Annotated in this window: 20 protein-coding genes; 5 read left to right on the forward strand and 15 right to left on the reverse strand. The window is 72.9% G+C overall.

Going from position 1 to position 25292, the window contains the following annotated elements; translation table 11 throughout:
* The first annotated feature begins 24 nt into the window (after nt 1-24).
* Both GPA10_RS09810 and GPA10_RS09815 read left to right on the forward strand, forming a co-directional pair.
* Entirely contained in the window at nt 25-1470 is a 1446-nt protein-coding gene (locus GPA10_RS09810; RefSeq protein WP_343040600.1) for a lipase maturation factor family protein, read from the forward strand.
* A 160-nt stretch (nt 1471-1630) separates the two neighbouring features.
* Nucleotides 1631-2695 (forward strand): hypothetical protein, encoded by a 1065-nt coding sequence (locus GPA10_RS09815; protein WP_157165123.1) that lies wholly within the window; start codon nt 1631-1633, stop codon nt 2693-2695.
* 19 nt (nt 2696-2714) lie between these two features.
* Here GPA10_RS09815 and GPA10_RS09820 read toward each other — a convergent pair whose 3' ends face one another.
* Nucleotides 2715-3188, reverse strand: a complete 474-nt coding sequence (locus GPA10_RS09820; RefSeq protein WP_343040603.1) for a MarR family winged helix-turn-helix transcriptional regulator — start codon at nt 3186-3188, stop codon at nt 2715-2717.
* A 115-nt stretch (nt 3189-3303) separates the two neighbouring features.
* Here GPA10_RS09820 and GPA10_RS09825 point away from each other — a divergent pair, with 115 nt between their 5' ends.
* Nucleotides 3304-4149, forward strand: a complete 846-nt coding sequence (locus GPA10_RS09825) for an alpha/beta fold hydrolase (RefSeq protein ID WP_157165124.1) — start codon at nt 3304-3306, stop codon at nt 4147-4149.
* A 56-nt stretch (nt 4150-4205) separates the two neighbouring features.
* Here the strand turns inward: GPA10_RS09825 and GPA10_RS09830 are convergent, their stop codons facing one another.
* From GPA10_RS09830 to GPA10_RS09850, 5 genes are all read right to left on the reverse strand, one after another.
* Nucleotides 4206-7235: an alpha-mannosidase gene (locus tag GPA10_RS09830; RefSeq protein WP_157165125.1), complete on the reverse strand. Its 3030-nt coding sequence runs from the start codon at nt 7233-7235 to the stop codon at nt 4206-4208.
* A gap of 229 nt (nt 7236-7464) precedes the next feature.
* Nucleotides 7465-8739: a glycoside hydrolase 5 family protein gene (locus tag GPA10_RS09835; RefSeq protein WP_157165126.1), complete on the reverse strand. Its 1275-nt coding sequence runs from the start codon at nt 8737-8739 to the stop codon at nt 7465-7467.
* Between the two features lie 84 nt (nt 8740-8823).
* A complete protein-coding gene (locus GPA10_RS09840; RefSeq protein ID WP_157165127.1) occupies nt 8824-9744 on the reverse strand; it encodes a carbohydrate ABC transporter permease in 921 nt (306 codons plus the stop codon).
* Complete coding sequence (locus GPA10_RS09845; RefSeq protein ID WP_246258965.1) at nt 9744-10787, reverse strand: carbohydrate ABC transporter permease; 1044 nt, start codon at nt 10785-10787, stop codon at nt 9744-9746. Before GPA10_RS09845 ends, GPA10_RS09840 begins: the two co-directional genes overlap by 1 nt.
* A gap of 49 nt (nt 10788-10836) precedes the next feature.
* Nucleotides 10837-12150 carry an extracellular solute-binding protein gene (locus tag GPA10_RS09850; RefSeq protein WP_058852189.1) on the reverse strand — a complete coding sequence of 438 codons (1314 nt, stop codon included), beginning with the start codon at nt 12148-12150 and terminating at the stop codon, nt 10837-10839.
* A 342-nt stretch (nt 12151-12492) separates the two neighbouring features.
* On the opposite strand from GPA10_RS09850, the gene GPA10_RS09855 reads away from it, so the two are divergent.
* Nucleotides 12493-13512, forward strand: a complete 1020-nt coding sequence (locus GPA10_RS09855) for a LacI family DNA-binding transcriptional regulator (RefSeq protein WP_157165128.1) — start codon at nt 12493-12495, stop codon at nt 13510-13512.
* Nucleotides 13513-13852: 340 nt separating this feature from the next.
* Here GPA10_RS09855 and GPA10_RS09860 read toward each other — a convergent pair whose 3' ends face one another.
* Together GPA10_RS09860 and GPA10_RS09865 are read right to left on the reverse strand one after the other, a co-directional pair.
* Nucleotides 13853-14581, reverse strand: coding sequence for a class I SAM-dependent methyltransferase (locus GPA10_RS09860; protein ID WP_157165129.1), 729 nt, complete (start codon nt 14579-14581; stop codon nt 13853-13855).
* Nucleotides 14582-14591: 10 nt separating this feature from the next.
* Nucleotides 14592-15098: a hypothetical protein gene (locus tag GPA10_RS09865; RefSeq protein WP_198351554.1), complete on the reverse strand. Its 507-nt coding sequence runs from the start codon at nt 15096-15098 to the stop codon at nt 14592-14594.
* A gap of 269 nt (nt 15099-15367) precedes the next feature.
* Here GPA10_RS09865 and GPA10_RS09870 point away from each other — a divergent pair, with 269 nt between their 5' ends.
* A complete protein-coding gene (locus GPA10_RS09870; protein ID WP_198351555.1) occupies nt 15368-15796 on the forward strand; it encodes a methyltransferase in 429 nt (142 codons plus the stop codon).
* A 3-nt stretch (nt 15797-15799) separates the two neighbouring features.
* Here GPA10_RS09870 and GPA10_RS09875 read toward each other — a convergent pair whose 3' ends face one another.
* The 7 genes from GPA10_RS09875 to GPA10_RS09905 all read right to left on the reverse strand — a co-directional run bounded on the left by GPA10_RS09875 (nt 15800) and on the right by GPA10_RS09905 (nt 25191).
* The gene (locus GPA10_RS09875) at nt 15800-16423 is read right to left on the reverse strand and encodes a histidine phosphatase family protein (protein WP_157165130.1); all 624 of its coding nucleotides are present in this window, start codon (nt 16421-16423) and stop codon (nt 15800-15802) included.
* A gap of 35 nt (nt 16424-16458) precedes the next feature.
* Nucleotides 16459-17928, reverse strand: a complete 1470-nt coding sequence (locus tag GPA10_RS09880; protein WP_246258966.1) for an MFS transporter — start codon at nt 17926-17928, stop codon at nt 16459-16461.
* Nucleotides 17921-18700, reverse strand: a complete 780-nt coding sequence (locus GPA10_RS09885) for an ArsR/SmtB family transcription factor (RefSeq protein ID WP_157165131.1) — start codon at nt 18698-18700, stop codon at nt 17921-17923. Before GPA10_RS09885 ends, GPA10_RS09880 begins: the two co-directional genes overlap by 8 nt.
* Nucleotides 18701-18867: 167 nt before the next feature.
* Entirely contained in the window at nt 18868-19041 is a 174-nt protein-coding gene (locus GPA10_RS09890; RefSeq protein ID WP_157165132.1) for a hypothetical protein, read from the reverse strand.
* Between the two features lie 231 nt (nt 19042-19272).
* The gene (locus GPA10_RS09895; protein WP_425505710.1) at nt 19273-20877 is read right to left on the reverse strand and encodes an SDR family NAD(P)-dependent oxidoreductase; all 1605 of its coding nucleotides are present in this window, start codon (nt 20875-20877) and stop codon (nt 19273-19275) included.
* A 73-nt stretch (nt 20878-20950) separates the two neighbouring features.
* Nucleotides 20951-22369 carry a wax ester/triacylglycerol synthase family O-acyltransferase gene (locus tag GPA10_RS09900; RefSeq protein ID WP_157165133.1) on the reverse strand — a complete coding sequence of 473 codons (1419 nt, stop codon included), beginning with the start codon at nt 22367-22369 and terminating at the stop codon, nt 20951-20953.
* A 155-nt stretch (nt 22370-22524) separates the two neighbouring features.
* Nucleotides 22525-25191: a PA14 domain-containing protein gene (locus tag GPA10_RS09905; RefSeq protein ID WP_343040605.1), complete on the reverse strand. Its 2667-nt coding sequence runs from the start codon at nt 25189-25191 to the stop codon at nt 22525-22527.
* Nucleotides 25192-25292: the final 101 nt, after the last annotated feature.

A 25292-nucleotide genomic window follows, 5' to 3' on the forward strand; every position in this document is an offset into this window, starting at 1 on the left:
CCCGCTCCTGGTCACAATGGAGGGGTGGAGTGGTTCACGGCGGACTCCTACTGGCTCAGCCGCCTCGTCCTCCAGCGGATGCTGGCCGCGCTGTATCTCGTGGCCTTCCTGGGCGCGGCGCTGCAGTTCCGTGCGCTCATCGGGGCGCGCGGCATGCTGCCGGTGCCGCGGTTCGTCGCGAACGTGCCCTTCCGCCGGGCCCCCGGCCTCTTCCACCTGCACTACTCGGACCGGTTCTTCGCGCTGTGCGCCTGGACGGGGTGCGCGGTCGCGGCGGCGCTGCTCGCGGGCGCCGACGGGCTGCTTCCGCTGTGGGCGGCGATGCTGCTGTGGTCGGTGCCGTGGGTGCTCTATCTGTCGATCGTGAACGTGGGGCAGACCTGGTACGGCTTCGGCTGGGAGTCGCTGCTGCTGGAGGTCGGGTTCCTCGCCGTGTTCCTCGCGGGCGACGACGTGGCGCCGCCCGTGCTCGTGCTGTTCCTGCTGCGCTGGGTGCTGTTCCGGGTCGAGTTCGGCGCCGGGCTGATCAAGATGCGGGGCGACGCCTGCTGGCGCAAGCTGACCTGCCTGTACTTCCATCACGAGACCCAGCCCATGCCGGGGCCGCTGAGCTGGTTCTTCCACCGGCTGCCGCGGCCGGTGCACCGCGTCGAGGCGGCCGCCAACCACGTCACCCAGCTCGTCGTGCCCTTCCTCCTCTTCACCCCGCAGCCGGTCGCCACGGGCGCGGCCCTGCTGATGATCGCCACGCAGCTGTGGCTGGTGCTCTCCGGCAACTTCGCGTGGCTGAACTGGCTGACGATCGTGCTCGCGGTGAGCGCCGTCGACTTCCCGCTCCTGTTCGGTGACACGGCGGCCCCGCCCACGGATCTCGCGGCGCCGCCGCTGTGGTACGAGGTCCTCGTCCTCGTCGTGACGGCGGCGCTGCTCGGCCTGAGCCTGCGCCCGGCCCGCAACCTGTTCTCGCGGCGGCAGCTCATGAACTTCTCCTTCGACCCGCTGCACCTGGTCAACTCCTACGGCGCGTTCGGCAGCGTCAACCGGCTGCGGCAGGAAGTCGTGATCGAGGGCACGGCGGACACGGTGCCGGGGGCGGACTCGGTGTGGCTGGAGTACGAGTTCAGGGGCAAGCCCGGCGACGTACGGCGGTGGCCGCGGCAGTTCGCGCCCTACCATCTGCGGCTCGACTGGATGATGTGGTTCGCCGGCCTCTCCCCCGCGTACGCCCGCGCCTGGTTCGGACCGTTCGTGGAGCGGCTGCTCGACGGGGACCGGGACACGCTGCGGCTCCTGCGCCGGGTGCCGTTCCCCGCCGACGCGCCGCCCGCGCAGGTGCGGGCCGGGCTCTACCGGTACCGGTTCGCGACGTGGCGGGAGCTGCGGGCGGACGGGGTGTGGTGGCGGCGGACCTACGTACGGGAGTTCTGGCCGCCGACCCGGCTCTCCTCGCCGCGCGGGAGGAGGCCGTAGCGGCTCCCGGACCGCGGGCAGGGAGCCGTACCCGCACCCGGCGGCGCGGCGCCGTTCCGGTCAGCGGAACAGCCGTTGCCTGCGGCCGCCCTCCCCCGGCATGGTCGACGGGCCCGCGCCCCTGTCCGCGCGGGCGGTTCCACGACCGAGGGGGCACATCATGAAGGCGTCACAGGCACGGGCATTACGCACACCCACCGCGCTGAGCCGCCGTCAGGCGCTCGGCCTGGGCGCGGCGGCGGTCGCGGCGGCGGGGGTGCCGGGCCTTGCCGCCCCGGAGGCGTACGGCCTGCCGCGCGCGAGAGCCCGCGCGAGCGACGGCGGTACGTACAGCGACGGCAGTACGTACATGGCGTGGCGGGGGCTCGGCGGCGACCAGCGGATCTTCTGGAACGGCGTACGGAACGACGGCGGCTGGACCGGCCCGCAACCGGTGCCGGGCGCTTTCACCAGTGGCGGTGTCGCCCTGGCCGGTCCTTCCGGCGGGGCCCTGCACATGGCGTGGAAGGGCGTGGAGGGCGACGAGCGGATCTTCTGGAACCGCCTCGACGGCACCACCTGGACCGGACCTGAGCCGGTGCCCGGCGCCCTCACCAAGGTCGGCCCCGCCCTCGCCCCGTACGCGGGCGTCCTCATGGCGTGGCGCGGGCTCGGCGGGGACCAGCGCGTCTGGTGGAACAGCCGGTTCGGGCGCTGGACGGCACCGCAGGTCGTCCCCGGCGCCCTCACCGGCTTCGGGCCCGCCCTCGCCGTCGACCACATCGGCACCTACGGGGTGCCGCGCATGGCGTGGCGAGGCGCCGACGCGGACGAGCGGATCTGGTGGAACACCTACCGGGGCGGCGACAGCGGCACCAACGACTGGACCGGCCCGCAGCCGGTGCCGGGCGCCCTGACCAGCGCGGGCGTCGCCCTGGCCGGGCCGCCCGGCGGGGGCCTGCACATGGCGTGGAAGGGAGCCGGGGGCGACGAGCGGATCTGGTGGAGCCGTCTCCACGCGGGCTCGACGGCCTGGACGGCTCCCCAGCCCGTGCCGGGCGCCCTCAGCAGCGTCGGCCCGGCCCTCGCCGTGTACTCCGGCTCGGTCTACATGACGTGGAAGGGCGCGGGCGGGGACGAGCGGATCTGGTGGAGCAGGTTCCCCGCCACCACGTGGACGCCGCCGCAGCCGGTCGACGGCGCTTTCACCGCGTTCCGCCCGGCGCTGGCGACCATCGGCAACTGACGCGGGGCCCGGCCCGGCCTCAGTCGACGTCGACGTCGTCGAACAGCGCCAGCATCCGCGTCAGCACATGGACGCAGGCCGTCACGTCGGCGTCGGTGAGGCCGCCGCCGACCTGGCGCAGGAGCGCGCTCTCGCGGTCCAGGACGGCGGTGACGGCCGCGGTGCCCGCTCCGGTCAGACGGATCAGGGAGGAGCGCTGGTGGGCCGGGTTGGGGATGCTCTCGACCAGGCCGCGGGACGCCGCCTCGTTCACCATGCGCTGGACGAACTGGCGGCTCAGGGACTGCGCGCGGCCCATCTGCGGGACGGTCATCGGGCCGTGCTCGCGCAGCAGGACCATGACGGCCCGGGTGCCCACGGAGAGCCCGTCGAGCGGGGCGGCCAGTTCCACCTTGCGCTGCACCCGCCGGTACAGCGGGCCCACGAGGTCGAACACCTCGGTGAGGCGGGCGGCGAGGTCATCGGGGGGCAGGGGTTCCGCGGCGTCGGTCACGACGCCAGTATGACACCTGAGGTGTCAAGTTGGAGGCCAGGGCGGACGCCCGGCCGGTCCCGTCAACATGACACCTTGGTTGTCAAAGTTGATCGGAGATGACACCTTGGTTGTCATGACAGACACCCCTGACGTCTTCTTCCTCGACACCCCCGACGGCCCGCTCGCCTACCGCGACTCCGGCTGGGGCGCTCCGCTGGTCCTGCTGCACGGCGGCTTCGTGGACCACCGCATGTGGGACGAGCAGATCGCCCACTTCTCCCGGAACTTCCGCGTCATCGCCCCCGACGTCCGCGGCCACGGCTGGTCGTCGAACGCGAGCGTGCCGTTCCGCCAGACCGACGACCTCGCCGCGCTCCTGCGCCACCTGGACGTCGGTCCTGCCGTGCTCGTCGGGCTCTCGATGGGCGCGGGCATCGCGGTGGACACCGCACTCGAACACCCCGCTCTCGTCCGGGCCCTGGTGGTCAGCGGCGCCGGGACCAGCGAACCCGAGTTCGACGACCCCTGGGTGAAGGCGATCCAGGCGGAGTGGGCGCGGGCGGCGGCCGCCGGTGACGCGGCCGGGTTCGCCGCCGCGCACCTGCTGTTCGTGGCGGGGCCGCACCGCACCTTCGACGACGTCGACCAGGACGTGATCGTCCGGGTGCGCGACATGGTCACGCACACGCTGAGCAAGCACACGGGCAACGAGCCGCCGAGCATCCTGCCGGTCACCGACACCTGGGCGCGCGCCGCCGAGTTGGACGTGCCCGTGCTCGCCCTGAGCGGCGCCGTCGACTCCGACAACTGCAAGGGCATGGCCGCGCGCCTCGCCGACTCCGTGGCCGACGGCCGCACGGTCACCGTCGAGAACTGCGCGCACTACCCCAACATGGAGCGCCCGGACGCGTTCAACGACGCGCTCCAGCGCTTCCTCGACCAGATGGCCGCGGACGCGGTCGCCATGCACGGCAGGTGAGGAAGCGGGCCGGGCGGTGGGGGGAGAGGGCCCCTCCCCACCCACCGCGGAGGGGCTCAGACGCCGCGGGCCACCCGCAGCGTCACCAGCTCGAACGGCCGCAGCGACACCGTGAGCACACCGCCGTCCCGCTCCGGGGCCGCCGCCCCGTCGATCGGCCGCTCCAGGAGGTCCGTCACCGCGACGGACCCGGCGTCGAAGCCGAGGGTGAGCGTCGTCCGGGCGCGCCCGCCGCGCGCCTCGTGGAAGCGGATCACGACGTCGCCGCTGCCGTCGTCGGCGAGCTTCACGGCCGTCACCACCACGGCGTCGTCACCGACGGAGACCAGCGGCGCCACCGCGTCCCCGGCACCGGTGACGCGGCGCTCGGGCAGATTGATGCGGTAGCCCTCCCGCACGGCGTCGACGATGCCCGCCCCGGGCGCCAGGGCGTGCCGGAACCGGTGCACCCCCTGGTCGGTCTCGGGGTCGGGGAACCGCGGCGCCCGCAGCAGCGACACACGCACCGTCGTGGTCGTGCCGGAGTCGGTGTCCCGCACGGCACGGGTCACGTCGTGCCCGTACGTCGAGTCGTTGACGAGGGCGACGCCCCAGCCGGGCTCCTCGATGTGCAGGAACCGGTGGTTGCACGCCTCGAACTTGGCGGCCTCCCAGCTGGTGTTGGTGTGCGTGGGACGGTGGAAGTGCCCGAACTGGGTCTCCGACGCGTACCGCTCGGCGTGCACGTCGAGGGGGAAGGCCAGCTTCAGGAACTTCTCCGTCTCGTGCCAGTCGACCTCCGTGTCGATGTCCAGGCGGCGCTCGCCCGGCGCGAGGGTGAGGACCTGGGTGAGCCGCGAGGCCCCGAAGCGCCGCACGACACGCACGGAGGCGCCCTCGCCCGGCTCCCCCGCGACGACCTCCTCGGCGTCCGTCAGATCGGTCACGGAGTGGCGGTAGAACTCGTCGACGTCCCAGGCGTCCCACATGTTCGGGAAGTCGGCGTGCAGCTGGGGCAGGTTGGCGGCGGCGCCCGGGGCGACGGTCTCGCGCCCGGCACCGATGTCGTACGCGGAGACGACGAGCCCCCGGGCGTCGATCTCGACCCGCAGCAGCCCGTTGTCCAGGAGGTACCCGCCGTCCGCGCGCGCGGCGATCGCGGCCTCGCCGACCGCCGCGGGCGCCGCGGCACCGCCCGCGGGGACGCCCTCACGGGTGTGCGGCGCGGAGTTGAAGACCAGGGTGCCGGTGCCCTCGCCCGCGAGGGCCCGCTGGGCCGCGGTGATGATCGCGTCCAGGTCGGCCGCGAGGGCCGCGTACGTGGCGCGGGCCTCGCGGTGCACCCAGGCGATCGACGAGCCGGGCAGGATGTCGTGGAACTGGTGCAGCAGCACCGTCTTCCAGATCCGGTCCAACTCCTCGTACGGATACGGGAATCCGGCGTGCACGGCGGCCGTGGCCGCCCACAGCTCGGCCTCCCGGAGCAGGTGCTCGCTGCGGCGGTTGCCCTGCTTGGTGCCCGCCTGGCTGGTGAGGGTGGCGCGGTGCAGCTCCAGGTACAGCTCGCCGACCCAGACCGGCGCGTTCGGGTACTCGGCCTCGGCCTTCTCGAAGAACGCGGCCGGGGTCTCCCACGTCACGGTCGCCGACCCCTCCAGGTCGCGCATCCGCCCGGCCTTGGCGATCATCTCGCGGGTGGTGCCGCCACCGCCGTCGCCCCAGCCGGTGGGCGCGAGCGAGTGCCGGGCAACGCCCTTGTCCTTGAAGTTCTTGGCCGCGTGGGCGATCTCACTGCCCTTCATGGAGCAGTTGTACGTGTCCACGGGCGGGAAGTGCGTGAAGATCCGGGTGCCGTCGATGCCCTCCCACTGGAAGGTGTGGTGCGGGAACTTGTTGGTCTGCGACCACGAGATCTTCTGTGTGAGCAGCCACTTGGCACCGGCCGCCTTGATGATCTGCGGCAGCCCCGCCGCGAACCCGAAGGTGTCCGGCAGCCACGCCTCGTCGTTCTCGACGCCGAACTCCTCCAGGAAGAACCGCTTGCCGTGCACGAACTGCCGCGCCATGGCCTCCGACCCCGGCATGTTGGTGTCGGACTCCACCCACATGCCACCGGTGGGAACGAACCGCCCGTCGGCGACGGCCTTCTTCACCTTCGCCCACACCTCGGGCCGGTGCTCCTTGATCCACGCCCACTGCTGGGCCTGCGACATGGCGAACACGAAGTCCGGCTCGTCGTCGAGCAGCGCCGTCATGTTGGACGTCGTACGCGCCACCTTGCGCACCGTCTCGCGCAGCGGCCACAGCCAGGCGGAGTCGATGTGCGCGTGCCCGACGGCGCTGACGCGGTGCGCGGAGTCGTGCGCGGGCGCGGCGAGCACGCCCTGAAGCTCGGCGCGGGCTGCGCCCGCCGACCCGTTGACGTCCTGGAGGTCGACGGCGTCCAGGGCGCGGTCGACGGCCCGCAGGATCTCGTGGCGGCGGCCCGAGTCGACGGGCAGCTCCTGCATCAGCTCGCCGAGGACCTCCAGGTCGACGACGAGCTGCCACACCGTCTCGTCGAAGACGGCGAGGTCCATGCGCTCCAGGCGGTACTGCGGTTCGCTGCCCGCCGTCTCCTTGTCGCCGAGCTGCGTCGGCAGGAACGGGTGGTAGTCGAGGATCACCGGGTTCGAGGCGGCCTCGATGTGCAGGCGCACCTCCTCGCCGCCCTCGGCCGGGGCGGCGACGCGCACCCACTGGTTGCGCGGGTTCAGGCCCTTCACCGGGGTGCCGTCCGGCCGGTACACCAGGCCCTCGCACTGGAAGCCCGGCATGTTCTCGTCGAACCCGAGGTCGAGGATCGCCTCGACCGTCTTCCCCGCCCACTCCGCCGGGACCGTGCCCGACACCCGGAACCAGCTGGTCCCCCAGGGCGCGCCCCAGCGGGCGCCCACCTCGGTGGGCCCTGGTTGTGCGGCCAGGCCCTCGGCGACCGGGACCGGTTCGCCCGGGGCGTTCCAGACGGCTACGTCCAGGGGGACGGAGGCGGGATATACGGCGGGGCGGATGCGCTCGTCGAGGACGCGCTTGAGGCGGCCCTCCACGAGGGTGCGGTCGTCGTGCATGTGGGGTCTCCGTGTCAGGGGGTGGTGGTCGTTCGTGGTTGCGGTACGGGGTGGTGGGTCCTCGCGGGGCGCCCCGGACCCCGCTCCTCAAACGCCGGAGGGGCTGTGGATAGCCCGTCCGGCGTTTGAGGACGAGGCGCGAAGCGCCGATAAGCGGGGGTCCAGGGGGCGGCAGCCCCCTGGTTACGGGAAGGGGCGGGACTGGGGAGCCCCCGGCAGGGACCCCGCCTCAGCCCAGGACGTCGGCCGGCCGGACCACCTCCCGGATCCCCCGGGCGGCCAGGTGACCCGCCTCCTCCGCCCGCTCCGCGAGGACAAGGGCGGGCCGCACCCCGTCCCCCACCAGCGAGGCGAACGCCTCGAACACCGCACCCCCGGGAGCACACACGGACCGCCCGCCGAACCCGGCCCCGGCATCGACGACGAGCGCGGTGGTCCGGGGCGCGGGCGCGGCCCGGTCCCGCCCCTCCTTGGCGAGCCGCGCCAACGCCTCCCCGGCGGGCTTCACCCGCCCGTCGTTCGTCAGCAGCCCGAGGCTGTACTCAAGCTCGGGAAAGTCCGCGAGCGACCGGGACACGTCGTGGGAGCACCACCACGTGACACCCCACACGTCCGCGCAGTCGAGCGCCGCGTTCACGGTGGCCTCGGTGAAGTCCGCGGCCGCGTCCGGCGGTATGAGCGGGGCGGGCGCGCCGACCTCCTGGAGCCACACAGGCCGGTGCGCCTCCAGGGCCCACGCCTTGGACAGCTCGATCATGTACGCGGCGTGCTGCCCGGTGGCGACGCCATCACGGCCGTGCCGCTGGGCGGTGCCGTTGAACACCCAGGAGTGCACGGCGGTGACGGCACCGATCGTGGCGGCCTGCGCGGGCGTGAACGGCTGGTCGTCCTGGTACCAGGCGGCGTCGTACTCGGCGTGCAGGTGCAGCCTGCCGGGGGCGCCCTCCTCGCAGGCGGCGAGGACGGTGCGCAGCCAGGTGTCCGCCTGCTCGGGGGTGATGCGGTCGGGGTCGGGGTGCGGACCCGCCGCGAACTGGTTGATCTCGTTGCCGATGGTCATGCCGATGAAGTTCGGCCGGTCGGCGAGGGCGGCGGCGAGGGTGCGCAGGTAGACGACCTGCCCGGACACCACATCCGGGTCGGTGAAGATGTTCCGGCGGTGCCAGGTCTGGGTCCAGGCGGGCAGGAAGTCGAAGCTCGACAGGTGGCCCTGGAGGCCGTCGACGTTGACGTCGAGTCCCCGCTCGGCGGCGGCGTCCGCGAGCGCGACGAGCTGCTCGACGGCGCGCGGCCTGATCAGGGTGCGGTTGGGCTGGAAGTACGGCCAGACGGGGAAGACCCGGACGTGGTCGAGGCCGAGCGCGGCGACGCCGTCGAGGTCGCGGCGTACGGCGTCGAGGTCGAAGTCGAGCCAGTGGTGGAACCACCCTTCGCTCGGGGTGTAGTTGGCGCCGAAGCGGGGCCGGGCGGCGGGGGCCGCGCCGGTCGTGTCGTCAGACGTCATGCGTGCGGATCCTGGTTCTGGGAGCTGGGGCGGTGCGGGGCGCGGGCACGGCGGGTGAGGTCGCGGCAGGTCGCGCGGTGGCCGTCAGCCCTTGACCGCGCCCTCGCCGACACCGCGGAAGAAGTACCGCTGGAGGCAGGCGAAGAGCACGATCAGCGGCAGGACCGCGATCACTGTGCCCGCGGCGACGAGGCGTTCGTCGTTGGCGAAGGTGCCGTGGAGGTAGTTGAGGCCGATGGTGAGGGTGAACTTGTCGGGGTCGCTGAGCACGATCAGCGGCCACAGGAAGTCGTCCCAGGCACCCATGAAGGCGAAGATCGCCACCACGGCGAGGGTGCCCTTCACTGCGGGCAGGGCGATGCGGAAGAACCGCTGCCACACGTTGGCGCCGTCCACGAACGCGGCCTCCTCCACCTCGTAGGGCAAATTGAGGAAGGCGTTGCGCATCAGGAGCACGTTGAGAGCCGAGACACAGCCGGGCAGGAGCACGCCCATCAGGGTGTTGTTCAGGCCGAGGTCCCGCATCGTCGTGAACTGGGCGATGATGATGCCCTCGACGGGGACCAGCATGGCCAGGATGAACACCAGCGTGGCCGCCTTGCGGCCCCGGTAGCGCAGCCGGGCGAGGGCGTACCCGGCGAGCGCCGCGCCCACGCAGTTGGTGAAGACGTTGGCGGCGGCGACCTTCAGGGAGTTCAGGGCGTAGTCCCACACGGGGATGGTGTCGGCGACGCGGGTGTAGTTGTGCAGGGTGGGGTCGGAGGGCAGAAAGCTCGGGGGCGAGCTGAAGATGTTCTCGTGCGGGCCCTTCAGGGACGTCGAGAGCTGCCACAGGAACGGCCCGATCATCAGGGCGAGCACACCGAGGAGCAGGGCGTACCGCAGGATCAGCTCCCACAGCGGCATGCGCCGGCCGTTCTCGTCCCTGACCCGGGTGCGGCCCTTGCGGGCGGGGCGCTGCTCCGTCGGAGCAGGAGCCCCGGCGGTCGTCCTCGACGCGGCCATCACGCGTCCTCCTTCCGGTCCGCGCGCAGCACGAGCAGCATCAGCGCGACGGTGACGACGAAGATGACCACGGAGATCGCGGAGGCGTAGCCGACCCGTCCGGTCAGTCCTGTGCCGGTGCGCTGCACGAGCATCACGAGGGTGGTGTCCTCGCCCGCGGGCCCGCCGGTGGGGCCCGCCATCAGATACACCTCGGAGAAGACCTTGAAGGCGGCCACCGAGGACAGGGCGGCGACGAGCACCATGGTGGAGCGGACCGCGGGGACCGTGACGGAGAGGAACCGGCGGACCGGTCCCGCGCCGTCCACGGCGGCCGCCTCGTGCAGTTCACGGGGCACGTTCGCGAGCGCCGCGAGATAGATGATCATGTAGTAGCCGAGGCCCTTCCAGACCGTGACGGCCATGGCGGAGAACAGCAGCAGCCACTGGTCGCTGAGGAAGCCGACCTTGTCCGCGCCCACCGCCTCCAGGACGGCGTTCACCAGGCCGCGTTCGTCGAGCATCCACACCCAGATCAGGCCGACCACGACGATGGAGGCGACCACCGGCGTGTAGAAGGCGGACCTGAAGAACGTGATGCCGGGGATCTGCTTCTGCACCAGGAGCGCGAGCAGCAGCGGCAGGACGACGAGTGCGGGCACCACCACGAGGACGTACAGCGTGCTGTTGCGCAGGCCGATCCAGAACATGTCGTCGTGCAGCAGCTCGCGGAAGTTCGCGAGGCCGACGTACTTGCCCTCGATCAGCTGCCGTTTGTCCGTGAAGGAGTTCACGACGGTGCTGACGAACGGATAGAGGATGAAGACGCCGACGATCGCGAGACCCGGGGCGGCGAACAGCCAGGGGCTGGTGACGAGTTGGCGCCGGACGCGGCGCCCGGCGGGCCCCTGCCCGTTGGACCCGTTCCCGGCGGTGCCCCGCGCGCCGCCGCGGTCCCCCCGCTTCCCCGCGCCGCCGGGCGCTCCGGTACGGCGGCCGCGCGCCGTCGCGGGGACGGCCCCCGTCCCCGCGGTGGCCGCCGCGGCTGCTCCTTGACTCTTCATGGCGTACGTTCCCTGGTCCTGGGGTGGCTCAGCTGGCTCGGCACCGGGCTCAGCTCTGCTTCAGCAGCCGGTCACAGCTCTTGACAGCGTTGTCAAGTGCTTCCTTGGGGCTCTCCTTGCCCTGAAGGGCGCGGGCGACGGCGTTGCGCAGTTCCACCTTCATCTGCTCGCTGAACAGCACGGGCGTGTAGTTCACCGCGGTCTTCAGGGACTTGGCGGCGGCGATCCGCACCCGGGTCTGGTCGGAGCCGTCCTCCTTGGTGAAGTACGGGTCGTCCAGGGAGCCCTTGGTGCTGGGGAAGATGGCGACCTTCTTGGCGAAGGACATCTGGCGCTGCGCGTCGGTGACGAAGTGGGCGAAGGCCACGGCGGCGGGAGTGCGCTTGGTGCGGGTGTTCACCATCACCCCCATCACGTACATGTTGTCCTTGCCGGTGCTGCTGATCTGCGGGGTGATGCCGATGTTCGCGTAGAGCCGGGGCGCGTCCTTCTTGAACTTCTCCAGGTCGAGCGCGCTGCCCGGGTTCATGGCGACGGCCTCGGTGAGGAACTTCTTGCCGGTCGACTCCGGGGTCGCGGTGAGCGCCTGGCCGTCCAGGGCCTTGGCGTCGTACAGCTTCTTGTACTCGGTGAGGAGTTCGACGCCCTTGGCGTCGTTGAAGGTGAAGCCGGTGCCCTCCTTGTTCATCAGGGGGACGCCGTAGCGGCCGAAGTCCTCGATGGTGGGCACATTGGCGAGCGTGGCGACCTCGCCCTTGCTCTTCCTCGCCAGTTCCTCGGCGTCGGCGAAGAGTTCGTCGTACGTCTTCGGCGGCTTGTCCGCATCCAGGCCGGCGTCCTTGAACAGGCGCTTGTTGTAGAACAGCGGCCCGGTGTTCAGATACCAGGGGAAGGCGTACGTGCCGTCGAGACCAGGCACCTGGTGGCTCTTCCAGGCGCCCGGAAGATACTCCTTCTCATACTTCCCGGCCGATTTGTCCAGATCCAGGGCGAGTCCGGCCTTGGCGAGCGGGGCCACGAGGTCGGGCGAGACGTTCACGACGTCGGGCAGCGTGCCCGCGGCGGCGTCCGCGCTGATCTTGTCGGCGTAGCCCTCGCCGGGCTGGTCCACCCACTTGACCTTGGCGTCGGGGTACTTCTGCTCGAAGTCGTCGATCAGGGACTCGAAGTACGACTTGAAGTTGGCCTTCAGGTTCCAGGTCTGGAAGGTGATGTCGCCCTCGACCTTGCCGGAGGCGTCGGCCGAGCCGGTGTCGTCGCCGCTGCCGCAGGCGCTCAGGCCGAGCAGGGCGGCGGCGAGGGCGGCGGCGGTGACCGCCCGGCGGGGGCTTCTCGATATCCGGGAACTCCGGTATTGACGCACGGTGAACGGCTCCTTTGCTCGGCCCGGCGTGGGGCGGCGGCGATCGCGGGCGGCGCTGTCGGCCGCGTCGGAATCGCACCGAGGCAGACCCTGCATGGAACGGAAGTGAAAAGTCAATGGATTGGGGAGGATTTGCTGGTTCCGATCCCGTTCGCACTGCCGAACTAGCAGGTCAGGCGAGCTTGTTGAATCCCTTGCGGCAGAAAGCTAAAGCGCTTTAGGCTGAGCCAGCTCAAGCGCATTAGTCCGTACAGGGCCAAGTCCGGTGCGCAGGCGCGGTGGCGTACCGGCGGAAAGGGGCAACGGGTGCAAGGCAAGCGGTCACCGGCACGCCGGCCGACCATGAAGGACATCGCACGGCGCGCCGGGGTGTCCGAGAGCGCCGTCTCCTTCGCGCTCAACGACCGCCCCGGGGTCTCCGACATCACCCGTGACCGGGTGCGCAGGGTCGCCGAGCAGCTGGGGTGGCGGCCCAGCACGGCCGCGCGTGCCCTGTCGGGCGAGGGGGCCGCGACGGTCGGCCTGGTGGTGGCGCGTCCCGCCGGGACCCTGGGCGTCGACTCCTTCTTCCTCCAGCTGATCTCGGGCATCCAGGAGGTCCTCGCCGAGCGGCAACTGGGGCTGCTGTTCCAGGTGGTGGAGGACGTCACCGCGGAGTGCGCGGTGTACCGGCGGTGGTGGGCGGAGCACCGGGTCGACGGGGTCCTCGTGGTGGACCCCCGCACCGACGACCCGCGGCCCGAGCTGCTCGCCGAGCTGGGGCTGCCCGGGGTCGTCACCGGTGGGGTGCCCGACCCCGGGCGGCCGCAGCGGCCCGGCCTGTCCACCGTCTGGGCCGACGACGCGGGTGCCATGGCGTCCGTCGTCGGCCATCTGCACGCCCTCGGCCACCGGCGGGTCGTGCACATCGCGGGGCTGCCCGGCCTCGCCCACACCGAGCGGCGCGTGCGCACGCTGCGGGCGGAGGCCGAGCGGCGGGGGCTCACCGAGGTGCGGTCCGTGACCACGGACTACTCCGACGCGGAGGGTGCCGCCGTGACGCGGCGCGTCCTCGGCGCGGAGGCGCCGCCGACGGCGCTCGTGTACGACAACGACGTGATGGCAGTCGCCGGGGTGGCCGCCGCCGCGTCCCTCGGCTTCGCCGTCCCCGCCGACGTGTCCGTGGTGGCCTGGGAGGACTCGGCCCTGTGCCGCATGGTGCATCCGTGGCTGACCGCCCTCTCCCGCGACACCGTGTCCTTCGGGCGGACGGCGGCACGGGAGTTGCTCGGGCTCCTCGACGACGGTCCGGCCGGTACCGTGCAGGTGCCGCTGCCGCGGCTGATCGAACGAGAGAGCACCGCCGCGGCCCGCACCCCGTAGGCCCGGCGTCCGCCAGGGCCCCCGTCAGGGGCGCGGGGAACGGCGCGACCGGCCACGCACCACCCGCAGACGCGTCTGCGGCGTCACCCGACAGACGCGACTGCGGCACTTCCTGGGCTGAGCGCGCAGTTCCCCGCGCCCCTGACGGGGCCGTACCCGAAGGGGCGCGGGGAACTGCGCGGCCAGCCACAAACCAGCCGCAGACGCATCTGCGGGGTTCCCGGCAGACGCGTCTGCGGATTTCCCTGGGCTGAGCGCGCAGTTCCCCGCGCCCCTGGCGGGGGCGCACACGAAGGGGCGCGGGGAACTGCGCGGCCAGACGCAGGCTCGACGGCGGTGCTTACGGGGCCCGGTGGGCCAGGAAGACCAGCTCCCTGCCGGGGCGGTCAGGAGCGTCCCGTACCTCGTCCACGAGGAAACCCTCCGCGGCGAGGCCGGCCTCGACCTCCGTGCGGTCACGGAACCGCAGGGTCGACCGCGAGGTGAGGACCTGGCCGGACGCCGCGAACACATAGCTCCAGTGGAACGTCACCAGCGGGCCCTCGACCGCCGTCACGTCGACCCAGCTCTCGACCTGCCCGACCCCGGGCACATCCCTCACGCCGTACGAGTCCGCGCGGTTCCACGTCTCCCAGGCCCGCCGGGCCGGATCACGGGTCTCGAAGACGAACCGCCCGCCCGGCCGCAGCGCCGCCCGCACCCCCCGCAGCGTCGCCCGCCACTCCTCGGCACCGGTGATCTGCTGGGCGGCGTTTGCCGTCATCGTCACGATATCGACCCCGAGCGGGGGCAGGTCCGCCCCGTCGCCGTGGATCCACCGCACCCCCTCGGCGCCCGGCTTGGCCCTCGCCACATCGAGGGACGCGAGCGCCGGGTCGACGCCCACGACGTCGATCCCCCGCCCGGCGAGGAGCAGCGCGAACACCCCCGTACCGCACCCCAGATCGATGACCCGCCGCGCCCCGGACTCCGCCACGATCCGCAGATACGCGTCCAGGTCGCTCCGGTCGGGGTCCAGTACGTCGTAGAGCGCGGCGAGCCGCGGGTCCTGGAAGAGTTCGTCGGCCATGCGGGCGAAGCTATCCGGACGCGGCGTCCGGGGCCTCCGCTTTTCGGGCCGCGGGCTCCGGCAGCGTACGCGCCGCCGTTCCCGAAAGCGTGCGCGCCCCGGGCGCCGGGGCGCCCGGCACCGAGGCAGCAGCCCCGCGCAGTGTCGCCCGGCGCAGTCCCGGCACGCACACCGCCACCAGCGCCGCCGCCGACGCGCACACCACGCCATTCACCACGGCCGCGCCCGCGGGGCTGAACCAGCGGGCCACCAGGGCGACTTCGACGTCGCCCAGCACGTCCCCTGCGGTGCCCTGCGTGGTGAGGACGCCGACGACCCGGCCGCGCAGCCGGTCCGGTGTGCGCTGCTGCACGAGGGCGTACTCGAGGATCTCGTACACCGTGCCCGCCGCGCCCGCGACCGCCAGCGCCACGGCGGCGACCGCCACCTGGCCGCTGAGCCCGAACCCGGCGGTCGCGAGGCCGCCGGTGAACGCGGCGGCGAGCAGCAGCCGCCCCGGGCGCGCGGCCCGCGTCACCCAGCCGCTGGTCGCCGACGACGCGGTCCCGCACCGCGTGGCGGAACGCCACGAGCAGCGAGCCGTCGTCCGCGCCCCTGCCCGAACCGACGCCCGCGCCCTCCCCCGAGCAACCCACCGCGCCCCCGGGAGCCTCGGCGTCCCGCCCCTGCGGCAGCGGCGGCAGCGGTCCGACGCGGCGAAGCAGCAGCGTCGTCGCCCCCGAGGAAGGGCGCCGCGATGGAGCCGATCTCCCCGGTCAGGGAGAGCAGCGCCCCGGCTGCGGGGAGTTGCTCCTGGCGCACCAGGCTCGGCGCGACCGCCATCAGCGCGGTGACGCTCACACCGGTGGCCACGCCGTCCAGGGCCACGCACAGGAAGACCGCCCACAGCCGGGGTTCGGGCAGGAAGGCGTTGGCCAGCTGGCGTGGCTCGCCGACGAGGACGCCGCGCACCTGCTCGCCGGGACCGCCGCCGCGCTCGCCGCCGACGGCACCCTGCTCCTGGTCGAACAGGTCACCGCCGCCGACCCGGACGACGCCGACGCCCCGCTCGACCACCTGCGCATGAAGTGCGCGTTCGGCTCCGGCGTACGGAGTGCCGCGCGGCTCACCGCCCTGGCGGAGAACGCCGGGTTCACGGTCGGTGCCTGCCACGACATCGGCTGGGACCACCGGATGTGGGTCCTCGCGCCGGCGCCGGGGGACCGTGCTTCATGAGCCTCACGGCTCCGGTACGTCTCCCACCCGCACGACCCCCCGGTTGTGGAAGAAGTCGTCCTGGCGCAGCAGGGTGATGCTGCCGGAGGGCACGGGGAAGCTGACCGAACCCACGGATGCGAGCGGCATCCCGATCCAGGCGGTGACGACGAAGGTCAGGGCGAAGCCGTGCGTGACGACGATCTGGTGCGTACGGGGGCGGCGCAGCAGGTCGGCCACCGCCGCGTGGACGCGGCGCGCGCACTCGCCCCGGGTCTCGGCGCCGCGCGGGCCCTCGTGGTGGTTCATCCGGTCGCCCTCGGCCGGTGGCGGCACGAAGCACCGGTCGAGCCACTCCTGGGGCCTGCCCTCCGCCTCGCCGTACGACTTCTCCCGCAGCCGCGGGTCGAGGAGCGGCCGCACGCCGAACAGTTCGGCCACGGCGTCCGCCGTCTGCGCGGTGCGCTTCAGGTCCGAGGAGACGATCTCCACGTCCGCGCCGTCGGGGATGTCGGCGCGCAGCGCCCGCGCGATCGCCGCCGCGGACCGCCGCCCGGCGGGCGTCAGCTCGGAGTCGTACCAGCCGCCGACCAGCTTCTCGACGTGATGGGTCGCCTCCGGGTGCGTGACGACGTGGAGGGTGCGCATCAAGGGGTGCCTTTCTCTTCTCTACGAGGTGGTCTCTACGGGGTGGTCTCTACGGGGTGGGCGCCCGCGAGGTCGGCGGACTCGGGGGCGGTGGAGTCGGGGGCGGTGGAGTCGGGGGCGGCGGACTCGGGGGCGGCGGGGGCGGACCCAGGCGCGGAGGTGCGGCGCACCCACAGCAGGGCGCCCGCGAGCATGACGGTGCCGCCGAGGAGCCAGCGCGGGGCGCCCGCGGGGAGGTGGCCGGCGACCAGCCCCGTGCCCGCGCCGACGAGTTGCAGGGCGAGGGACTGCACCGACAGGGCGGTGGCGCGGCCCGCGCTGTCGACGCGCCGGTGCAGCAGCTCGTTCTCGCTGGGGCCCGCGGCACCGAGCCCGACGTACACGAGCGCGTAGCCGACGACGGCGAGGGCGAGCGGGACCGGTCCGGAAGGCCCCGAGGGCACCCACGCTGCCGCGGTGCCGCCGAGCAGCAGCAGCCCGGCCGCCGCCGCGCCGAGGCCCGCGAGGACGGCCCGTTCGCTGCCGCCCGTGAGCCGGGCGAGGGGCGGCGCGAGGTTGCTCCCGGCCATCGAGCACAGGAACCCGGCGCAGGCGAGGCCCGCGAAGAGCACCGCGCCCGTCTCCGGCGCGCCGGTCAGGTCGACGGCACGGCCGGGGGTGAGGACCTCCACGGTGACGAGGGCGCTGCCCGCGGCGGCGGCGCCGAGCAGGATCCGCCGCACCAGCGCGTCCGTGCCGCCGAGGCGCAGCCCGGCCGCGACGGTGGCGGGGACACCGCGCAGCACCCCGCGCAGGGTGGCCCGCGGCCGGGGCGGCTCGGGCAGCGCGGTCAGCACGTACCCGAGGAAGACGACCTCGACGAGCACCCCGAGCAGCGCGGGCGCGGACAGCGGCAGCACGAGCCCGCCGGTGGCCTCCTCGACGCGGGCGCCGACGTCGGGGCCGAGGCCGAGGAGCCAGGGCAGCGCGCCGCCGACGAGGACTCCGGCCGCGAGCGCCGCGGCGGTCGCCGCGTTGCCGCGGGCCAGGCCGGTGCGCAGCTCGGCGTCGGGTCCCGCGCTCGCGTGCACTGTGTCGACGTACCAGGCCTCGGCGGGGCCGCTGGACAGGGCGCGGCCCGCGCCCTTCAGGGCCATGCCGAGGGCGAGGACCCACACGGTGGTGCCGAGGGCGTGCAGGACCAGGGCGACGAGGTCGAGCAGGCCCGCGGCGGCGAGGACCGCGCGCCGGCCGAGGACGTCGGACAGGCCGCCGGTGGGGAGTTCGAGGACGGCAGCGGTGAGGGAGTGCGCGGCGACGCAGCCCGCGACCGCCGCGAGGCCGAGGCCGCGTTCGGTGAGCAGCGCCACCATCGGGGCGATCGCCATGCCCAGCGGCAGCCAGAACAGCGCGCACACCACGACGTAACGCCGCCGGGCGGTGAGCGGATCGAGGGCGTCGTCGGCCCGGGGCGCGGGCCCGGCGCCGCCGGTCGCCCCGGTGGTGGGGGTGGCCCCGTCAGTCATGGGTGTGCCCCCGCACGCGTCTCGGCGCGGGCCGGTCCACCCCGGCAGGGCTGTCCGCCCCGCTCGGCGGGGGCGGCGTGGGGACTCCCGGGACTTCCGGGACTTCCGAGACCCCGGACACCTCCGAGACTCCCAGGACTGCCGGGCCCCCCGGCACTCCCCCGGCATCCTCCGGCTCACCCCCCGCACGCTCCGCGACCGGCAGCGTCGCGAGCAGCACTGTCACCTGCTCGGCCCGGTCGTCCCCCGCGTCCCGTGCCCTGAGCTCCGCCAGCTTGTCCTCGAAGGCCTGCTGGAGCTCGCCGAGCGATTCGGGGGTCAGGCGCGGCATCAGGTCGGTGATGCCGGAGTGCTCCCGCCACTGCGGTCCGATGCGGCCCGCGGCCATGTCCGCCTCGTGCTGCGCGAGGGACGCCCCGAGGTGCTCGATCTGCCGCCGGGCCATGGTGACGGCGAAGTCCCTGCCTACCGGGGACGCCTCCATCGCCGCGTGGTCCCAGGTGGTCACGTCGTGCACCGAGCGCCAGCGCCGCTCGCGTCCGTCGCGGTGCTCCGCCTCCGCGACGAACGCGTGCTTCGCGAGGACGCGCAGGTGGTAGCTGGTGGAGGCGGACGACTCGCCCGTCTTGGCCGCGAGTTCGCTCGCGGTGGCGGGGCCGTCCCTGCGCAGCAGGCCGAGCAGGGTGATCCGCAGCGGGTGCGTGAGGGCCTTGATCGCGGCGGGTTCCCGCTCGGGGTCGAGCACGCGCAGGCGCCATCCGTGGTCGGTCATGGTCCGAGCGTAGAGCGGTCCGGGCATTCCGCAAAAGTATTTTTGCAGAATTTATTCGGGAAATCTGAACCTGCGGATGAGCCGAACCTGCGGACCTTCCGGGAAGCACCGTGCCCCCGTCGCGTGACGCGACGGGGGCACGGTGGCTGCGTACAGGGTGCGCAGGGTCAGTCGATGCCGGGGAGGATGTGCGGCTCGGCGAGGTCATCCTCGTACCCGGCGAGCCGGATGGGTGCCGCCTTGGCCCACGCCTCCAGACTGCGGAGCCTGTGGGGCCGCCCGCCCCCCTCGCCGCCGTGATCGGCCGGTCGTTTCTCCTGCTTGGTCGGATCTGGTGTCACCGCGCACTCCTCTGTGTCGCGTAACGGAAGAACACTGGTCTTCGCGGTCGCGGTGGCGCCGTGTCGGGGCGGGATCGCGGCCGTGGGTCGCAGCCTGTCCCGGGACGGCGGAGAGAGTGCCGGTGTGCGCCCTGTGGCCGTCCGTTCGCACCAGGTTAACCAAATGAGCGCGGCCGCGCTCGATGGCGCTCGCCCAAGAGGAGGAATCCGGACATCCCTGCTATGGACTCGTCACCATTTGCCGGGCTTGTAGTCCTTCAGGAACACGCCGTACAGGTCCTCGCCCACCTCGCCGCGGACGATCGGGTCGTAGACGCGGGCCGCGCCGTCGACCAGGTCGAGCGGGGCGTGGAAGCCCTCCTCGGCGAGGCGCAGCTTGTCGAAGTGCGGGCGCTCGTCGGTGATCCAGCCGGTGTCGACCGACGTCATGAGGATGCCGTCGGACTGGAACATCTCCTGGGCGCTGGTCCGCGTCACCATGTTCATCGCGGCCTTCGCGGCGTTGGTGTTGGGGTGCCCCGCGCCCTTGTAGCCACGGCCGAAGACGCCCTCCATGGCCGAGACGTTGACGACGTAGGCGCGCCCGCTCTCCGCCTTCCTCGCGGCCTCGGCCATCTGCGGGCGCAGATGGCTGATCAGGATGAACGGCGCCGTGTAGTTGCAGAGCTGGGTCTCCAGGAGCTCCACCGGGGAGATCTGCTCGATGGTCTGCACCCAGGTGTTGCTGTCCACCACGTCCGGCACCAGACCGCCCGCGTCGATGGCGCTGCCGTCGCGGTGCCGCTCGACACTGGCGTTGCCCGCGACCAGGGCGAGATCGGCGACCTCCTGTGCGTCGAGGCCGCTGACGCCGACGGGCAGCGCGGCGGGAGCACCGAGATCACCGACGGCGCCGGAGTTGAAGGCGCCGATCACCTGGTGGGCGGGCAGCTCCCCCGCGGGCAGCGGGGCGCTCTCGCCCTCGACGAGCGCGGCGTAGGCGGCGGGCAGGCGGCGCACCGTCTGCGTCGCGTTGTTGATCAGGATGTCCAGCGGGCCCCGCTCGGCGACCTGCTCGGCGAGGCCGACCACCTGCGCGGGGTCGCGCAGGTCGATCCCGACGACCTCCAGGCGGTGCAGCCAGTCCGCCGAGTCCTCCATGGCCTTGAAGCGGCGGACGGCGTCCTTGGGGAAGCGCGTCGTGATCGTCGTGTGCGCGCCGTCGCGCAGCAGCCGCAGCGCGATGTACATGCCGATCTTGGCGCGCCCGCCGGTGAGGAGGGCGCGCTTGCCACTGAGGTCGGCGCGGACGTCGCGCTTGGCGCGGTTCTCGGCGGCGCAGTCCTGGCAGAGCTGGTGGTAGAAGTAGTCGACCTCGACGTACCGCGTCTTGCAGGTGTAGCAGGAGCGGGGGCGCTGGAGTATCCCCGCGATCTCCCCCTTCTCCGTCGCAGACGAGGGCAGGATGCCTTCCGTCTCGTCGTCGATGCGCTGCGCGGAGCCGGTGGCGGTGGCCTCGGTGACGGCCTTGTCGTGGGCGGTCTTGGCGGCGCGGCGCTCTTGGCGGCGGCGCTGCTTCACCGTCCGGTAGATGCCCGCGGTCGCCCGGCGTACCGTGATCGCGTCGGGGTGGTCGACGTCGAGTCCGTCCAGCTCGGCGAGCACGGCGAGGCAGACGGCGAGCCGCTCGGGGTCGATGCCGGGCCCGTACGCGGGAGTCTGTGACGGAGCGTCCACGAGGGCTCCCGACGGAGCCTCCGCCGGGGCCTGCGACGGAGCTTTTGGCAGGGCTTCCGAAAGAGCACCCGTCGAAGTCGGCGAGGCGCTCTGCCGCGGGCTGTCCTCTGTCACCGTCATCGCGCTGTCGTTCCTCACCGCACTCGTACCGCGGCTCGTCTGAAGTGACCGCGGAAGCTCCAAAAGCGGAACTTTACGTAGGGCGGGGGCCCGGCACCAAACCCGAACGGTCGCCCCCGGCCCTCCGGGCGTCCCCCGGGGAGCCCCGACGCGTGTCCTCGCACGCCACGACGAGCCCGGCCAGTTCGGCGTGCACGCACCGCGCGAGCAGGTCCAGGTCGGGCACGGCCGCGGCGTCTGCGACCAGGCCGTAGTGCACCCGGCCGCGATAGGTGGACACGGCGACCGCGAGGGCCTGGCCGCGGGCCAGCGGCGCGAAGGGGTAGACCTCCGTCAGCGGGCACCCGGCCAGGCGCAGGCCGAGGCTGGGCAGCGGCACGCTGGTCACCAGGACGTCGAAGAGCAGCCGGGCGGCGTGCGCGAAGGCGGGCCCGCCGACCCGGTGACCGAGCGGGGGCACGTGGTCGGCGAGGAGCGCGACCGCGCCCGCCCCGCGCCCCGGCCCCGCCTCCTTGTTGCGGTCCATGGCGGCACGCACCGCGCCGAGCCTGGCGAGCGGGTCGGGGTCGGCGACGGGCAGCCGGACCAGATAGCCGGACAGGCGGTTGCCCTGCGGCTGCGCGGTGCGCGGGCGGCGGCGCGAGACCGGGACGAGGGCACGCGGCTCGACGCCCTCGCTGCTGTCGCCGCGCTCGTCGAGCCAGCGGCGCAGCGCCCCGGCGACGACGGCGATCAGGACGTCGTTGACGGTGCCGCCGGTCGACTTGCGCACGCGGTGCACGTCGTCGAGGTCGAGGACGGCGCCCGCGGTGCGGCGGGTGCCGGTGGCGCACGAGGTCAGGGCGTCGCAGGAGCGCACGCCCCAGCCCGCGCGCGCCACGGACGTGCCGATGTCGAGGACCTGCCCGACGTCGGCGACCGTGGCGCGGACTCCCCCGGCGACCGCGCCGGGCAGCCGGCGCGGGTCGAGCGCGCGCCACCACGGGCGGTCCACGGCGGGCGGCGGCTCGCGCCGCGGCGGAAGCTCCACCGGGTCCATGACCGCGGCGGCGAGGGTGAGGGCGCGCAGCCCGTCGGCGAGCGCGTGGTGGAACTTGAAGAGCACCGCGAACGACGCCCCGTCGGCGGCGGGCAGGACGTGCGCCTCCCACGGCGGCCGGTCCCGGTCCAGGGGGCGCTGCATGAGCGCGCCCGCCGCGGCCTGGAGATCCCTGGCGGGCGCGGCGACACGGACGTGGTCCAGCGGGTCGAAGTCCGGCGCGGGCTGCCGTTCGGCGCCGCCGAACGGCAGCAGCACCCGCCGTATCCGCATGCGCAGGCCCGGGACGGCCGCCGCGCGGGCGGCGAGCAGATCGGCGGCGTGCGCGGCGGTGGAGGGCGCCGCGCCGTCGAAGACGCCCAGGGCCCCCAGGTGCATGGGGTGTTCGGGAGAATCGATGCTCCAGAACGCGAGGTCGAGCGGTGCGAGCAAATCTGAGCCCTCAGAGGTCATGGCTTGCTCCCGAGTCGACAACGGGAGCAAGCAGCCAATCACCCACCGCCAATTACAGTCAAGTACGATCTAGATACTCTCAGTTAATCTTTGGCCGCGGCTCGCCCCCGGCTCTCGGAGGCGGGCCGTGGCGCGACGATCCGTCGGACGAGCCGTCAGGCGCAACCCCGCACGGGCGCCTGCGAGGCGTCCTTGATCAGGGCCTCGTGCGCGGCGCGCAGGCGCGGCACATCGGGCTTGACGACCTTGCGGTCATAGGTGAGCAGGCCGTTCAGCTCCCCCTCCACGTCGGAGATCTGGGTGTAGACGGCGCCGTTGCCGCCCTTGCAGGCGAGGGCGTGCACCTCGCGGAGCTTGGTGAGGTACTCCTCGGTGTACTTGGCGGGGTCGACGTCGACGTAGCTCTGCTGCACCGACCAGGCGTGGCCCGGCACCGCGAGGCCGAGGCCGCCGTACTCGCCGTTGACCAGGGCCCGTCGCCCGTCCGGCCGGGGCGGGATGGCCGGGCTCGGATAGCCGTGCTCGTCCATGATGTCGCCCTTGCCGCCGTCCGCTCCGAGGTTGAGCCCGGACATGCCGTTGACCAGGCGCGTCGGGTCCCAGGCCGTGGCCTGCTCGGCGATGCGGGCCTGGTCGTACTGGCCCCAGCCCTCGTTGAAGGTGACCCACATGACGACGGACGGGCTGCTCGCGTGCTCGTCGATCATCTGCTTCATCTCGTGCTCGAATTGGGCCCGCGCGGCGGCGCCCGGGTTCCGGTCGGAGCGCATGGACGGCATGTCCTGCCACACCATCAGGCCCAGCCTGTCCGCCCAGTAGAACCACCGGTCGGGCTCCACCTTGATGTGCTTGCGGACCGAGTTGAAGCCCATCTCCTTGTGCATCCTCAGGTCGTACGCGAGGGCCTCGTCGGTCGGCGCGGTGTGCAGGCCGTCCGGCCAGAAGCCCTGGTCGAGCGTGGCCATCAGGAAGGTGGGCCTGCCGTTGAGGACCGTGCGCGGGGTGCCGTCGATCTTCTCGACGGTCAGCGACCGCATGCCGAAGTAGCTGCGTACGGTGTCCGTGCGCCCGGCCCGTCCGCCCTGGCCGACGGTGACGCGCAGGTCGTACAGGAACGGGTCGTCGGGCGACCACAGGCGCGGCTCGGCGATCGTGAACCGCAGCGGCTCACCGGTACGGCCGCTCACCGACGCGACCCGCTTCCTGCCCGCGTACGCCACCGCGCGCACCGGCACGCCCGCGCGGACGCCCCTCGGCTCGACGGTGACCTGCTTGCCGCGCACATCGGGGGTGATCTTCAGGGACTCGGCGTGGTCACGGGCCACCGGCTCCATCCACACCGTCTGCCAGATGCCGGACGACGGCGTGTACCAGATGCCCGAGGGGTCCAGGCGCTGCTTGCCGACCGGCGGGTTCTCGCCGTTCGGGGCGTCGGTCGGGTCGTACACGCCGACGATCAGCTCCTGGGTCCTGCCGGGCTTCAGGGCGTCGGTGACGTCGGCGCTGAACTTGTCGTAGCCGCCCTTGTGGTCGGCGACCTCGGTGCCGTTGACGTACACCTTCGCGTGCCAGTCCACGGCGCCGAAGTTCAGCTTCAGACGCTGCTCGCCGCGCTTGCCACCCACCTTCCAGCCCGCCGGGACGGTGAAGGTGCGGCGGTACCACATGCGGTCCTCGTGCCGCTGGACGCCGGAGAGCTGCGACTCCACCGGGTACGGGACGAGGATCTTCTCCTTGAGCTTCCTGCCCACCGGCGGCCGCTCGCCCGCCGCGGCGCCCGCGAACTGCCAGCTGCCGTTCAGATTGCGCCAGTCGGCGCGCTTGAGCTGGGGGCGCGGGTACTCGGGCAGCGCGTTGTCCGGGCCGACCTCGTCGGCCCACTTGGAGCGCAGCTCGTACGTCGACTTGTTGGAGCCGCTGCTCCAGAACGCGTCGACCAGGTCGCCGTCGGCGCCCTTCAGGCCGCCCTTGCCGTCGTAGCGCAGCTCGGCGGTGCCGCGGGCGGTGCCGGTCTTGTTGCCGACGACGGGCTGCTTCAGGCCGACGAGGAGGGCGCGCGGGTCGCTCGGGTCGGGGCGCGCCGAGTCCAGGGGCCACTTCGCCCCGCCGATCACCGCTTCGAGGTGATCGGCGAGTCCGGCGGGCGGCGCGCTCAGTTCCTGGCCGAACTCCAGCTTGAGGGCGCGGCCGTCGCGCTGGACGGTGGCGGCGGTGGCCCCGTCGTAGTCGAAGCCGTCGGGGAGGCGGAAGGCGGACTGCGGGATCGCCTTCTTGGACCCACCGGGCTCGGTCCAGCGCAGACGGAGGTGGGAGCCGCCGTAGTGCTCGAAGTACTCGACCTTGATGTCGTGGGCCCTTCCCGCGGTCAACTCCACGGGCTCGGAGGTCTGTTCCCGGTCCCAGTCGTCGACCCAGTGGTCGATGACGGTCTTCCCGTCGATCCAGAGCCGGAAGCCGTTGTCTCCGATCATGGAGAAGGTGTGGGCACCGGACTTCTCCGGGACGACCTTCCCGGTCCAGCGGACGGTGGCGTCGTCGGACTTGCCGGTGGCGAACCCGAGGCGCGGTTCGAGGTTGTCGAAGTCGATGTTCCGGTCGAAGCCGGTGGCCTTGAGCTGGTGGAAGTCGAAGGCACCCGGGGCGGACTGGGTGTAGTACTCGCCCTTGAGACCCTGGGGTTCGGGTCCCTGCCCGGCCGTGGCGGCGGGGTCGTCCCCGGCCGCCGTCGCGGTGGACGCGGCGGCGAGCCCCGAGGACAGCAGGGCCGCGGTGAGCAGCAGGGCCAGGTGGTGGCGGAGCGTTCCGGATCGTCTAAGGCGCACGGATCCTCCTTGTCGAGGAAGGGTGGCGGCTCGTCGCTCCAGTCGGTACAACGAGTCTGTACAACGTTGGAAGGAACGGCAGTTGGCATGACAGCACGGCT

The sequence above is a fragment of the Streptomyces typhae genome (genome assembly GCF_009755605.1).
GTDB classification, from domain to species: domain Bacteria; phylum Actinomycetota; class Actinomycetes; order Streptomycetales; family Streptomycetaceae; genus Streptomyces; species Streptomyces typhae.

Excerpts from the sequence above, each read along its gene's own strand:
- GPA10_RS09815 (WP_157165123.1), top strand. The coding sequence starts at position 1,631 with ATGAAGGCGTCACAGGCACGGGCATTACGCACACCCACCGCGCTGAGC.
- GPA10_RS09825 (WP_157165124.1), top strand. The coding sequence starts at position 3,304 with ATGACAGACACCCCTGACGTCTTCTTCCTCGACACCCCCGACGGCCCG.
- GPA10_RS09830 (WP_157165125.1), bottom strand. The coding sequence starts at position 7,235 with ATGCACGACGACCGCACCCTCGTGGAGGGCCGCCTCAAGCGCGTCCTC.
- GPA10_RS09835 (WP_157165126.1), bottom strand. The coding sequence starts at position 8,739 with ATGACGTCTGACGACACGACCGGCGCGGCCCCCGCCGCCCGGCCCCGC.
- GPA10_RS09840 (WP_157165127.1), bottom strand. The coding sequence starts at position 9,744 with ATGGCCGCGTCGAGGACGACCGCCGGGGCTCCTGCTCCGACGGAGCAG.
- GPA10_RS09845 (WP_246258965.1), bottom strand. The coding sequence starts at position 10,787 with ATGAAGAGTCAAGGAGCAGCCGCGGCGGCCACCGCGGGGACGGGGGCC.
- GPA10_RS09855 (WP_157165128.1), top strand. The coding sequence starts at position 12,493 with ATGAAGGACATCGCACGGCGCGCCGGGGTGTCCGAGAGCGCCGTCTCC.
- GPA10_RS09860 (WP_157165129.1), bottom strand. The coding sequence starts at position 14,581 with ATGGCCGACGAACTCTTCCAGGACCCGCGGCTCGCCGCGCTCTACGAC.
- GPA10_RS09875 (WP_157165130.1), bottom strand. The coding sequence starts at position 16,423 with ATGCGCACCCTCCACGTCGTCACGCACCCGGAGGCGACCCATCACGTC.
- GPA10_RS09880 (WP_246258966.1), bottom strand. The coding sequence starts at position 17,928 with ATGACTGACGGGGCCACCCCCACCACCGGGGCGACCGGCGGCGCCGGG.
- GPA10_RS09885 (WP_157165131.1), bottom strand. The coding sequence starts at position 18,700 with ATGACCGACCACGGATGGCGCCTGCGCGTGCTCGACCCCGAGCGGGAA.
- GPA10_RS09895 (WP_425505710.1), bottom strand. The coding sequence starts at position 20,877 with ATGACGGTGACAGAGGACAGCCCGCGGCAGAGCGCCTCGCCGACTTCG.
- GPA10_RS09900 (WP_157165133.1), bottom strand. The coding sequence starts at position 22,369 with ATGACCTCTGAGGGCTCAGATTTGCTCGCACCGCTCGACCTCGCGTTC.